Origin of the sequence: Acinetobacter sp. SwsAc5, assembly GCF_013391485.1 — a bacterium.
GTDB classification, from domain to species: Bacteria; Pseudomonadota; Gammaproteobacteria; order Pseudomonadales; family Moraxellaceae; genus Acinetobacter; species Acinetobacter towneri.
This window is the reverse complement of the sequence record NZ_JACAXD010000006.1, coordinates 117,856-131,784: the sequence shown is the minus strand read 5'-3', so window position 1 is coordinate 131,784 and position 13,929 is coordinate 117,856. Positions and strand designations below refer to the sequence as shown.

The following is a 13,929-nucleotide window of genomic DNA, read 5'->3' as shown; positions in this document are numbered from 1 at the left end:
TTGGTTTGTAGATATGTTTACAAAAAGAACATTACTTGCCCTGTGTATTTCAATGAGCGCAGCGCCATCTATGGAAGCCTTGGCTGATATATCTCAGTACAACTACGATACGGAATTAACTACAAAACAGGTGGGTGTAGACATCCAAGCTGTGATCAACTGTGGTTCAGCGTATGGCAATAATAAGGACTGTGAAACTAATCCAACTAATACAACGAATGCAGGCTACGGTCAGAACAGTAATGTTGTGAGTGGTTCTAATGACGCACGTTCTTTAAACAAAGGCAATGGGCTGAATGTACCGGCATCAACTCAGAAACAAATGGGTTATACCAGTATTGACCAGACTCCAAATACAAATTATGGAAAAACCCGCGATATCGCGGCGCAACAAGAACTATTGAGTGAGACATACGGCTCTACCAGTAAAACCCTGACCCCTGAACAATTGAAGGGAATTGGCATTAATGGTGTGGATTCTACCGGTGTAAATACAAAAGACACATCTACAAATCTGACAGGCACATACAACACCAATAAATTATCAAATACTCAAGGCGAAGCATTACGTTATAAATGCTTGGAACCTAATCCTAACCGTCCGGCAGGCAGTAAACCAACGGATGATAGCTACTATCTGTATAACGATGTTCAGTGTTTATCAGTCCGGACTGTAGCTCTTTCTAATGATAATGCCGCGACATCAGGTTTCACAAAATCTGATCCTCTGCGTGATTTTGTTGCTAAAGGTGCTACTACCAACAAAAACACAAATAACAAGGTTATCAACGTCAATACAACTGCTAGTACCACGACCACAGCGAATCAGCAAAGTTATGCGTGTGAAATAACTCCAATGAGTCAGGAATACTCGAATAGCACTTGTCAATCGAAAGGGGTAGGCAGACAACAGGTTTGTAATCAGAAACTTACTATTGAATGTGGCACAAACGCTAAAGGTGATCGTGATTTACCTGAATGCGTTTCAGGCCTTTTAAAAGGCTCAATAAAACTCGCTCCAAATTCAACACGTAAGGCTCCATCTTTCAAAGCTACAGATGCCAGTTTCTCTATGGCAGAAAAGTGGAGTGATGGCGGCTCTACTACCGACTGGTATTTCACATTCATGGTGAATAATCCGGATAAGGTAAAAATGACTTTGACCTATGCTCAGATCGATAACCGATTGGAAATCAAATTAAATAACTTGGATGTGTACTCCGGTCAAACAGGCGGTAATATATCTGTTTATCCAAACATAGATATGAGTCCCAAAATCCGACTTGGATTAAATACATTCCATGTTCGACTCATTAACTGGGCGGGTCCGGCAGCTGCTAGTTTTAATGTTGCCATTGATCCTTCTAGTTATAACGCTTGCCAATGTAAAGAGTCATGGGTGAAAACTTGCTCAATTCAAAACATGGAGCTTCAATAATGAAAAAGAAGATTTCTAAATATTTGATACGAACTCTAATTGGAGCAAGTGTACTGTTTTCCATGGGACAGGCGTACGCAGCTGATGGATTAAAGTGTACTTATACAACTTCAATCAACGACACCTTTAAAGTTACCCGTCAGGATCGTCCAGTTTCAGTTTATAAAACAGAAAATACGTTTGGTTTTTCATGGTATGGAAAAGAAAATTACACAGATGCACGTTGGACTTTCACATTTGATGTAGTTGATCCACGATTCGTAAAAATGACATTACGCCGCGTACGCTATGACGATGACATGATCATCTATGTGAATGGCAATGTCATATTCAATGGACATCAAAATGGATATGGCGGTTTTGATGCCAACATGGAGTTGAAAAACTATTTTGTAAAAGGGACAAATACACTGGAAGTTCGGCTGCTAAATAACATTCCGAAAGAAGGTCGTATTGAAGCAAATTTTCAGTTCTCGGAAGGCGGCTGTGAAGGAATTCCTTTACCCCGACCAATTATTCCAAATTTACCGGACAGCATGAGGTGTGTTGAAAACCTTGTCTGCACAGAAGGCGCGGGATCAAAAATGATTAGCGGTGTAGAAGTATCCCGTGATTGTTGGAATTGGGAGACTAAACGTACCTGTTTCGATTTCCGTGAAGATCGCAGTAAATGTCAAGAAACACCTGTAAATGGTGGCTCTTGTGAAATCGTATCTAAAGAGTGTATCGAAGAACGTGAATTTAACGTAAATGGCAAAGTATTTAATGGCTGTGTCCTGTATGAGACAAAAACACGGTGTACCAAGCCAGTAGATATTAACTCAATGACCGCTGCTGAACGGGCAGAATTTGAAGAAGAAAATAGACGTAGAAAATTGCTTTGTAAGCCGGTTCAGACTTGTGTTGGTAATGACTGCTATATAACAGAAGATGAACGCGATAAACCGGATGAAGATATGCCGTTTATCCTTGCATTGCTTGAACTTGGCCGTCAGGCGGGTACTTATTTTGACCCTGCAAATATGCGTCTATTCAGTGGTATAACCAACAAGTGTCGTTCAATGCGCGGTTTTGGCGCTATGGCTGCCTGCTGTGAGGTGAAAGCCCCTGTAGCAACAGACTCTAAAGGTCAACAGGTAACTCCGACCAATGCAAATACCTTCAATAATCTCTACGAAAATGTAGAGCAGAAATATGCTGACCCTAATACTTCATATCAAGAAGATTATGTTCAGAGTGGTTCAAACCCTTATACCTATGACGCACTGTATAAACCTAATGAAGCAGCGTACATGCTTCAAGGTACTGGTGCTATGAAAGATACAGAAGCAGGGAAGCAAGGTTTGGCAATGGGCGGTGCTTCGACCGTAACCGTAATGGGTTATGGATGGTCTGATTCAGGTACATCTACTGGCGATCAGAAAACATTTGGCAATTATGCAAATTCTCCAAATAACACAACCCCTGATGACTAAGGTGATTTAATGAAAACGACCAACAAATTTAAAATTGCCTTGGGGCTTTTCTCTATTAGCTTGTCAGGCATGGTATTTACAACACCAGTACATGCAGCAACAGACTACAATGCAGAAATTTGTACTACATCAATGTCGGTTGCAGAATGTGAAGCAGCCATCAATACGAAATGCGCATTACCGGATGGTCAAAATTATCCAGTATGTCAGGGTCCAAAACCTGATTATACAGCACGTATTTGTACGGATGGCATGACCGGCGACCAGTGCCAACAGGCACTTTCGCAAACCTGTAGCCGTCAAGATGCTCTGCTATTCACTGACTGCCGTGGTAACTTGGCAGAAGAAGATGCGGAAGAACCGCCTGCACCACCACCGGCAGGGCAAGTTCCCAACAGATCAGGGGCAAAAATCAATGGTGGGGATGCTGCAAGTTTAATGTTCTCCCCATCAAGTTTTGCGGCTCAACAGGCTATTGGTTTTATTCAGGCCTTCTTTACTTGCAAATCTGAAATGTCGGAGGAAGAAAAGAGTTTAGCATACCGCCGAGGTGCAAACCTATGTGTAAGCGTTGGGCAATACTGTTCAAAAAAAGTTAAAATAGGTTTTATAAAACTTTGTCGGACTAAGAAAAAATCATACTGCTGCTTTAACTCAAAACTGGCACGTATTATCAACGTAGAAGGTCGCAAGCAACTTGGCACAATGGGTTGGGGAAGCGCTCAAAATCCAAGATGTGAAGGCTTCACTTTAGATGAATTCAATAAAATCGATATTGCCAAAATGGACCTATCAGAATTCGTAGATGAAATTACGCAGAATGCGAAAATGAATGTCGCGAAGAATGGAGATTATTGGGAACAGCGAAATTCAAAGCGTTTAGACGCGACTTGGACTAACGCTAGTGAATATGGTGACGACATAGGTACTAAGATTCTGTCATCTGACAACCCATACGATGTATTCAATCAACCGACTGATGGAAAGACACGCGCAGACAAGACAGCTCGTACGGTTAAAGATGAAACTGCTCAGAATACACCGAAAGCTGTTCAAACTGCTGAGAAACCGCCTGTTAATCAAGTTGAAGTAGACCAAGCTAAACAGGCCATTATTGATCGTTACGGTGTTGGTAATTAAGGAGATAAGTCGATGAAAAAACGTAACTTATTGATCGGTTTATTATCCGTATTATCAGTTACTCAAGTGTATTCTGCTGAGAAGCAGAATACACTGGTAGACACCCGTAAAGGCTATACCGTAGCGCAGTTGATGAAAGAGAACCCACAGGATTTGGCTTTCAGTCAGCAAAAGGGTGGCGAAAAACCACTTTATGCAGAAATGTTTAGCCCGACCTTAGCTCAATGGTATAAAAGTAAAGAGAAAATCAAATACACCTCAAGCGGATTCGTGCATGAACAAGACTTCAAGGTTCCGCAGCCACCGAAAACAATTGAGGAAGTTGCTGATCTGAGCCGTATCCAGTATTTCTACAAGCAAAGCCTTCACGCTGAGTTAGTAGGAACAAAGGCAAAGGAAATAATGGAATTTACTCATAGTCGCGGCGGCAAGGTTTATGTAAGCACATCGATTGTCAAAGTCTATCCGGAAAAAACCTATACAGATGATGATACGCAGAAGGTGGAAATATCTCAGTGTGTAGATGTTTTGACACGCATCACTGTGACAAAGGTTCCGATGCGCAATACACATGGCTTGGAAAGGCTGATCGATTATTGGCATGACATTAAGAACTACCAGTGCCGGAGTAATGCCGAAACTGATTAACTTATAAAGACCGCATTTGTCGGTCTTTTTATTTTATATAATGTAATGTTTCAAAAATGATATTTTATGCTTATAATAATTTTAATTTAAAAATTCTTTAATTAAAGATTATGCTCACTCAATATCAGGATTATAAGAATCAATTAAAAGATTCAAATATTGAAATAGACGACTCAGGAGTAGATTTGTCTAATGCAATTTTTGTGGGATGTGCATTCGGTCTTTTCCAAGGTACAGATTTAGTCTGCACGTTCCCGTTCTATCCGCAAAAAATCACTGATATAAATGAGTACCGTACAACATTGACCCGCATGTATTTCATGCACGGGGAGTTGAAACGGGTAGCGCTATATTTTTTAAAGAACAAAAATCAGTATTTTGCAGTCGTTAAAAATAAACGTGCTCAAATCAATTTAGAAATCCGTGATGCCAAGCGCGACAACATTGAGAAAAAGAAGGATGCCAAACAGCATCCAACTACGATTAAAGTCCATTTTGAAGATACTAAATTCCGAGATTCATTTGGTGTTTTAAAGACTTTCGGTAAACGCTTTTCTTTTTTACCCATTATAGTTTTTGATTGTGACAAATGTACGGACGACATCAAACAAGCTTTCATTCCGGTAGCTGCCTATCTTGGTGACGGCGATCTACTAACTGGCATGTGGTATATCTCAAAATATAGAAGATTACGCATGTTCAAAATCGAATATTTCCCTGAACACTTACGTTTTGGACGTACGATCAACGACATCATGTGTTTTTACGATTTGATGTTCACTGAAATCATGACAAAACGACCGCGTAAAAGCCAAGAAATGCTTTTCGTGAATAACCGTTTTGTTAAAAAAAGCATCTTCATGGGAGAGCCAATAACTTACGACTGGTTTGGTCGTGAATTCGGATATTGGCTTCGATCTGATGATGGCAGGGTTCTTCGTCTTTATAGTGAGAGCTATACAGACAAGGGTATTACTGCAAATTTAGAAGAATTAGGTGATTAGAAAACATGGGTATGAAATTAATCATTGCAGAAAAACCTTCTGTTGGTAAAGCAATCGCTAAAGCTTTAGGCGGCTTTGTGATGGCAGATTCCAAGAAGTTTTTGAGCAATAAGAAAGACTGCATTATCACTTGGGCTTTTGGTCATTTAGTAGAGCTATATCACCCAACAACCAATGACATCAACAGATTACCGATCTTGCCTACAGATGATGAGTGGCAGCTCAGAATCATTAACTCAGACGGCTATCAGGAGCAATTTGATAGCATTAAGAAGCTTGTAGACAACAATAATGTCACCGAAGTGGTGAATGCGTGTGACGCGGGAAGGGAGGGTGAATTCATTGGCCGTCTTATTTATCTAAAGACGGGAACTGAAAAGCCTTTAAAGCGCATGTGGATCAACTCAATGACCGATGCAGGTCTGATCGAAGCCTATAATAATATTACGTCAGCTGACAAATACGAAGGTTTAAACCAGTCGGCATTTTGTCGTTCTAAGATGGATTGGTGTGTTGGCCTGAATGGTTCCATTGCCGCTACATCGGTTATGGCCAAAAAGGAAGATTTGGCTCAAGTGACCGAGATCGGTCGTGTTAAAACTGCTGTTCTAGCAATGGTGGTTTTTCGTGAACGTGAAATCCTGAATTTTGTGCCGGAAAAGTTTTGGGAAATTGAAGCCAATTTTAAAGCTAAAACTGCCGGATCAGACTATCTTGGTAAATGGGTAAATTTCCAAGAGCTTCAAAAGAAACGCGCTACAAAACCTGATGCTGTTACAAATGCTGATCAAGAAGGCAAATCAGAAGAATCAAACGAATCCAACTCTCTGTACCGATTTAAAGACGAAGCGGTAATGAAACAGGTAATCGCTGAATGTAAAGACGGCGCTAACTGGAAATCGATCTCAAAAATTATTGAAAACAAAACACTTCGTAAGCGAAATGCACCTCACTTGTTTGACTTAGCAGGCATTCAGGTACTAGCAAACAAACTCTATAAATTTAGCAGTAAGCAAACACTTGATATCGTCCAAGAGTTGTATGAAAAGCATCAGGCAGTAACATACCCACGTACTGAGTCCACTCATTTACCAAGTGACTACCCAAATGAATGTCGCAAAATCTTTGGAAAACTTGCGGAAGCCAAACATAACTCAGCTGTTTCTGAATATGCCAATGAAGCCCTTGAGCGTGTTGGTGAAGTAGGAAAGCATATCTTTGATGACAACAAGATCACGGATCACTTTGCAATTATTCCTACAGGCGTAATTCCTAATTTGGAAGGCAATGCCAACGCCAAGAAAATTTACCATCTGATTGTAAGACGCTTTAAAGAAGCATTCTTACCGGCTCAAGAATACAACGAGACTGAACGATTTACCTTTATTGGAACTCATGCTTTCCGTTCAGTAGGTGAGGAAATAGTTAAAATTGGATGGAAGATAGTTGCCAAGGATGATGAGTCCGGTTCTAAAAAAGGCGATACAATTTTACCTTCCGTCAATGGCGAATCAGATGTTGAAGTACAGGACATCAAACCTTTAGCTAAAAAGACCACTCCACCATCCCGTTTCAATAACGGTTCACTTCTCAATACCATGAAGAATATTTCACGCACATTGAAAGGGGATCAGAAAGAAGCTCTAAAATCATGTGGTATTGGTACACCGGCAACACGGGCAACTATCATTGATGAATTACATGCAACTGTTTCATCGGGTGGCCATCCGAAAAAGGCCATGTTAGAAGAACGCGGCAGATCGAAAGAAATATATCCAACAGACTACGGTATGAAAGTGATCTCCTTCTTAGAAGAAAATAAGATCATGAACCTGATTACGCCGGAATTTACTGCCGATCTTGAAATGGGCTTGGAAGAAGTTAGAAAGGATGCGGGGAAAGCCGTATCTTTCATGCGCCACACCCATGAAATTGTGACAGACTTCATTAAGAAGTTGCAAAATGCTCATGCCAATATTCCGGTCCGAGGTTTTGATGGTGCAGACTGTCCTAAATGCAAATCACAGCTAACTATTGAACCACGATTTATTGCTTGTAGCTCATGCAGCTTCAAGGTTCAACGGGTCGTAGCCCAAAAGACATTATCAAATGAAGATTTAGCAGTTCTCATTAAAAACAAACAAACTGGTGTAATTGACGGATTTGCTAAAAAAGCTGTAGGCAAGGCCAAGCCTAAACATTTCAGTGCAGGCCTTAAAATGGAATTGGACGAGGAAGGAAGGGACGTTATCAAGTTCTATTTCCCGAAAGAGAAATACAAGCATAATTGCCCGATCTGTAATTCCGATATGATGAAAACCATTAATGGTGTTGAATGTCAAAATACTTCATGCAAGTTAATGGTTTGGTCTACAACTTATGGTAAACGCCTTACAGATTCCAACATTGAGCAACTGATTTGTGAAGGAATCACCGATCAAATAGATGGTTTTGTCAGCAAAGAAAAAGGGAGCACCTATTCTGCGCGATTGAAGATCAATCATGAAGCCAAAAAAGTTGATCTATCTTACGATAATGTAAATTCAATAGATGAAGGCGTAACTACTAAGCAGAAATGCAAATCTGAGGGATGTAACGGTTGTTATGTTAAAACAAAGTTCCGTTATACTTGTAATACCTGTGGCAAGTACATTCAGTTTAAGATGAAAGATCAAGAACCTTTATCAGACGCACAGATGAAAAAACTGTTTAAAGGTGAGACAGTGATGCACGTATTGAAAGAGTCAAATGAAACGGGCGAAATCATAAAGAAAAATTATAACTTCTTTATCAATAAGTCCGGCATGTTACGAAAGTCCGAAGTAGAAGATATCTAAAACAGCCCCGAAAGGGGCTTTTTTATTATCTTTATAATAATTCATTTATATTATCAATTATTATTACTTAATCTTTTACATAATTACCATATACCATTTTTTAAGGAATGTTATACTCAAGGTGAATCATCAGCTATGGAAAATAATATGGTCAAAGACTAAGAGGTGACGTATGGGCTTATTAATGGACTGGTTTTTAAAAAGTTCTGACAAAGATCAGGTAGTTTTGGATTATTCAAAGCTAAATAGCCTTTTTGTGTCACAAAATGGTCTTTACCGTAATAAAGATGGTTCCATGCCTACTATTGAGGACTTTGAGAAGCATGGCTTTTCTGAGGATCAATATTTCCTAGCCGTATATGGACGGACTCAAAAAGAAATTCAAGATCGTTTAATGCAGCGAAATGCGACTAAACGTGGCACTCTCCGCAAAATGATCAATGCGCGTCTAGCCAAGAGTACACAGCGTTTAGCTGATTCTGCAAAGAGCAAAAAGAAACGTAAAACGCCTAAGCAATTCGATATTAATGAATTCGCTTTTTTTGCTCCGTTTGGTATCTATCACTTTGGTATTCGTGATGGTTCTCCGAATGACCTGATAGAGCTTAGTTATCAGCTTACTGGTACTCCATTTGGATTGTTTGAATGGTTTGGTACACCTGTTTATGGCCATAATACTTTTGAAAATCCAATGGATGATCTGATGTCGTGGGTTGCAGATGATATAAACAATTCGTTGATCCATAATACTTATGGGCATCAAATTGACCACCAAGTTAACTTTGATCATGACACACCAAACAATGACATTTTCTAAAAGAAGAATCCCTGCTCCGGCAGGGTTTTTTTTCCTATGAATCAAGTTTTCTCAACAAAAAATAAATTATATTTGTAATGTTTTATTTTCCATATATTAATCATTTCCCTAATGTTTAATAAATCCTATTATTTAATGTTTATAAATCTTTTGTATTTCTATAATATATAAATGTTTCTGTATTGAATAAGAATAAAGGTATGGCTACCTCTGCATTTTCAGTTTATACGTTAGGTGACACAAGCACATTCCGTTCAATGCTTGAAGGGGTGGCATTACTATTCCAAGACCCACTTTTTTCAAGTGATGCTTACTTGGGGTTAGGCTTTGGCGCATTCTTTGGCGCTATGATCCTAATGCTGATCATGATCTATCAGGCAGCTTTTAATCAGCGAATGGATATTCGCATGTTATTAGCACCTTTATTTGCATACATCATTTTGACTGGTCCAAAGGTTCCAGTACAAATTGTTGATGTCTATAACATTGATGCACCACAGCAAGTCAATGGGATTCCAATTGGTTTGGCGATACCTTTAACGATCGGGGGCGGCGCAGCTTATTTATTTACGCAAGCCATGGAACAGTCCTATAGCACACCGAATAGCCCACGTATTCTTACTGATGGTTTTGTCATGCCATTAAAGACGCTGAATGCGATCCGTTCTATCAATCTAAGTGAAACAAATCCCTATTTGGCCGAACTGGTAAATGCAACGTACAAATCATGTGTAACCGGTAATCCAAAATTCAATTCTGATGAATACCTAAATTCTCCGGACAGTTATCAATATTTCAATAACTTCCTAACGACTCAGGCTTTTGGTGTAGTGCCATTCACGGCAGTAGATGGTAGCCAGTCTATTATTACTTGTAGTGATGCAGCAGACCGGATCAATGTCGCTCTAACTGCATTTATGTATGGTGATGGTTCAGGTGGCATAGAAACATTAGAATTCAATTTTCAAAAGCTACTTAACCTTAGTTTGTCTCAAATGGATAAGTCAGGCGGCTCAGGAAAATTAGTAACCACACAAGACTTTTTGGATGACTTTGCGAAAATCACTGAACTATCAGCCGACCAAGGCCGTATGTTCATGACAAATGCGTTATTCAACCAAACCTTAATATCCGCATCTTTATGTGCTGCCCACGGCGCAGAGAATGATGAAGATAATTCTTCAAGATGTACGGCATGGGTTCAAGCCAATGAGCAAACAGCCGAGGATAACGCAGCCAAGGCATCAGGTTTCTTACAGGTAATGCAAGATGGTCAGAACATCCTGATTATCATTGCAATTTTAATGTTCCCGTTAGTCGTTATGATGATTATGTTCTTGGGTACAAAATCCATGAAAGTAGTTTCAAGTTACCTGATATATGTTGCTTCAACATATCTTTGGTTGCCTATGGCTACACTGGTTAATTTCATCGTATTTGCCCGACTGAAAAACACTGTCTATACCTTCACGGGGAAGGAAGATTCTGACTTATTTGCTATTGCTGACTATCCGGCTTTTTATGAAGCAATTTCTAATGCTCTGTCACTGGCAAATGGCTTGATTGCGACAATACCTATATTTTGTATGATGTTTTTCAGCGGTATGACCATGGCTGCGATTGCACTTCAAAATCGTTGGAACCAAGGTAAAAGTAAATATGCAGATACGACTTTAGATGCTCCACATATCATGGGTGCATCAGCTGTAGTAGCACAAAAGAGCAGTTTGCATTCACAAGGTTTGAGTGGTCAGGTAGATGCTTCGGGCGGTAAAGCATGGGAAGGCAACTTTACACAAAAAACATCTGCTCAATTATTGGAAACAATGGCCTTATCCGAGAAGAAATCGGTCTTGGAATCTAAACGCAAGGCGCTTGCACACCAACTAAGTCTTACTCATGCTTCTGCGGCAAGCGGCACTCTAAACAATGAACTGCAAACCAATGTGGAGTCCAAAAACAACCTCAAGCTTATAGACGGCATAGGGTATACCATCACTAGCGGCACATCAAATACTGGTATTTACGGCTCTAATGGAGCTAGTTCCAGTCATGAAGCCAAGGAAACGGATCAAAAAATAGCAAGCGGCGTTAATCTAAGAACCGCAAATGCAAAATTCAAAATTGGTTTAGGATTCGGCGAGTATCAAAAGCAGACTGAAATGACAAGCGTTGATGGTTCGGTAAACGATCCAACAGCCCCACAAATACCATCATTGCCTTCTAAAACTACTAAAGGTGGAGAACTTGATCTTAGTATTCGTGGAATCAAAATCGAAGCCGGTGCAACTGTAAAACAACAGCTAGGCGGTAATTTGGCAACCGTCAATAGGCATGATAAAAATGACTCAGAACAAAAAACGCCTTTAGCCAACAGCGGTACTATATCAGATAGCGTAAATCAGTATGTTTATAAACTGGTAGAGGATGAAAGCACTTCTGAAATGAAAAATGGTCGTGTTCACCAATACACTGAAAGTACCGCTGTAACAGATAGTGCATCAGAAGAAGATACTCTATCTAAAGTTGCAGCATTGCAACGCCAGTATGACCAGACTTTAAGCGAGATCGACACAATACAACGTCAGATCACAGAAACGCTTTCTTCAACTATGTCATCCAATTTACTTGCTGCTGACGTATTGCACCGTATCTCTGCACATAAAAGCGTCAGAGAGCAATTAGAGGAATTAGACCGAGAGTATTTGCTCAAATATGGCGAAAGTTGGGCTATTGCAAAAGCCGAAGCCGAGGGTGCATTAGCAAATACGACAGTTGGAATTAATAAGGCTGTTAATCCCGAACTTTATGATCATCTAATTACTTATACAGCATCCTATTATCTTGATGGCAATGCTGCAAATGAAGCACATAAGATCGTTACTGGCATTGATACGATGAAGATGTTTGAAATGACAAACAATGCCACTGAATACGATTGGAAAAATTGGAAAGATATTGAAGCAGAAGCTGACCGTGCTATGGCAACTGTGGACCAAGCATTTGCAAACCGCAGGCAGATGTCACTTGATCAAGCTAATAGCATGATTGTATTGGACCCTAATAACCGAAATGGTTACTTCGCCGCACCTGAATTTGCAAAATATCCTGAAATCAGCTACGCAAATGAAGCCAACCAACCAATTCAAGAAGGCAGATTGGCAATCAAGGGTAGTCAGCAAGAGCAAAATACTGCTCGTATTTACAATGCCTTTCTTAATGCAGGCTTTACTCCAAGACAGGCTCGGATCATGACCGCAGAAGTAGGCCGAGAAAACTCTATGCGTGTTGAAGGCATGTATGGGTTACACAATGACCCGCATAAAAAAGAACTGATCAACGGCGGGATCATCAGTTTTAACGATTCGCGTAAAAGAGCACTGGATAAATTTATGGCCAGTAAAGGATTACTGAAATCCGGCAATCCAAACAAAGGAACCGGTAGCTATGTCGAAGGACAAGCATCCTTAAACGCCATGGCTACTTTCATTAGAAATGAATTAGAAAGCGGCAAGAATAAGGGATGGTCAGCTGCGTGGACCGCCTTGCAAAACGATAAATTGACTGATGCTGAAATCCATAAAGTCGTAGGTAAACGATACATCTTGTGGCGTTATGACGACCCGACCTATCAAGCATCAGGTTTAAAGAACATTGCGACATTTAGGGGCATTTTGGATCGTCAACTAAAAGAGCAAAATCTCTTGGTTGGCACTCAACCTAACAAAACCATTCTTAACGCTGCTGCAAAAGTGGATCAAGCAGGACTAGATAGAACTGTACTGCAACAGCCAAAAATGCTGTCTCAAATCATTCCTGAAAAATTGCGCTATAAGGCGGCAGATCAGTTAACCAAGGAGGAAATTAGGGAAATTGCAGAGAAAGCACAGGAAAAACTGGAAGTCAAAACACATAAAGATATTGAGAAGAAATTCGGGATCAAAGTTGTGCGCGATTCAGAAGGCAAGGTCGATTATGAAATTAGCGATTTTACCAAATTTGCAAAACAGTTGGTTCCACCGGCTGCACCTAAGCCATTGCGTGAAGTTGTAGCAGAAGCTCCGGCAAAAGTTGCAAAAGCTTCATGGGACAAAGTGACCGGAATCCGTACTCCATTGGCTGCGGAAATGGACATCGTTTCAGGCAAACATCAACAGATTCTTGGACATCCTAATATCAAACCATATATGACAGAAACGCCTAAGAGTTTCGGGATTCCGGATGATGTAACTCTGCCGAAAAATCAGATATACGGCTTCAATATTAAAAATGAAGTGAATCAGGACAAGATTGATCGTTGGGTTGAAAGTGAAAAAGCGCGTAATGAACATTACGATAAACGCAATCAGGATATGGTGAATGCAGTTGTTCAAAATGCAGCATCAACCAGTACAGGGAATAAATCTCAAACCAATAACAATCCTAAAACAATTGAGGATTGGGCTAAACAAGGCTCTGATGCTAACCAAGCACTTATTGAAAAGATCAAAAAAGATGGCATTAGTGCTCTTGATACGAATCGTGCAAATACTGAATTTAATAAATGGTCAGGAGCACAAGGGGAATAATT

The 13,929-nt window shown here is 40.1% G+C and carries 8 protein-coding genes; all 8 read left to right on the top strand.

All coding sequences use genetic code 11. The annotated features are described in order from the left end of the window. Nucleotides 1-13: 13 nt before the first annotated feature. A complete protein-coding gene (locus HYG89_RS05205; protein WP_178866443.1) occupies nucleotides 14-1,438 on the top strand; it encodes a hypothetical protein in 1,425 nt (474 codons plus the stop codon). A gap of 62 nt (nucleotides 1,439-1,500) precedes the next feature. Continuing rightward, nucleotides 1,501-2,913 carry a conjugal transfer protein TraN gene (gene traN / locus HYG89_RS05200; RefSeq protein ID WP_256733933.1) on the top strand — a complete coding sequence of 471 codons (1,413 nt, stop codon included), beginning with the start codon at nucleotides 1,501-1,503 and terminating at the stop codon, nucleotides 2,911-2,913. Nucleotides 2,914-2,922: 9 nt separating this feature from the next. Next, a complete protein-coding gene (gene traN, locus HYG89_RS05195) occupies nucleotides 2,923-4,053 on the top strand; it encodes a conjugal transfer protein TraN (protein WP_178866439.1) in 1,131 nt (376 codons plus the stop codon). Nucleotides 4,054-4,065: 12 nt separating this feature from the next. Continuing rightward, nucleotides 4,066-4,701, top strand: a complete 636-nt coding sequence (locus HYG89_RS05190; RefSeq protein ID WP_178866437.1) for a hypothetical protein — start codon at nucleotides 4,066-4,068, stop codon at nucleotides 4,699-4,701. A gap of 185 nt (nucleotides 4,702-4,886) precedes the next feature. Continuing rightward, nucleotides 4,887-5,705 (top strand): hypothetical protein, encoded by an 819-nt coding sequence (locus tag HYG89_RS05185; protein ID WP_178866435.1) that lies wholly within the window; start codon nucleotides 4,887-4,889, stop codon nucleotides 5,703-5,705. 5 nt (nucleotides 5,706-5,710) lie between these two features. Beyond that, nucleotides 5,711-8,542: a type IA DNA topoisomerase gene (locus tag HYG89_RS05180; RefSeq protein ID WP_178866433.1), complete on the top strand. Its 2,832-nt coding sequence runs from the start codon at nucleotides 5,711-5,713 to the stop codon at nucleotides 8,540-8,542. A gap of 172 nt (nucleotides 8,543-8,714) precedes the next feature. Then, nucleotides 8,715-9,359 (top strand): hypothetical protein, encoded by a 645-nt coding sequence (locus tag HYG89_RS05175; protein ID WP_178866431.1) that lies wholly within the window; start codon nucleotides 8,715-8,717, stop codon nucleotides 9,357-9,359. 200 nt (nucleotides 9,360-9,559) lie between these two features. After that, nucleotides 9,560-13,927, top strand: a complete 4,368-nt coding sequence (locus tag HYG89_RS05170) for a conjugal transfer protein TraG N-terminal domain-containing protein (protein ID WP_178866429.1) — start codon at nucleotides 9,560-9,562, stop codon at nucleotides 13,925-13,927. Nucleotides 13,928-13,929 lie beyond the last annotated feature (2 nt).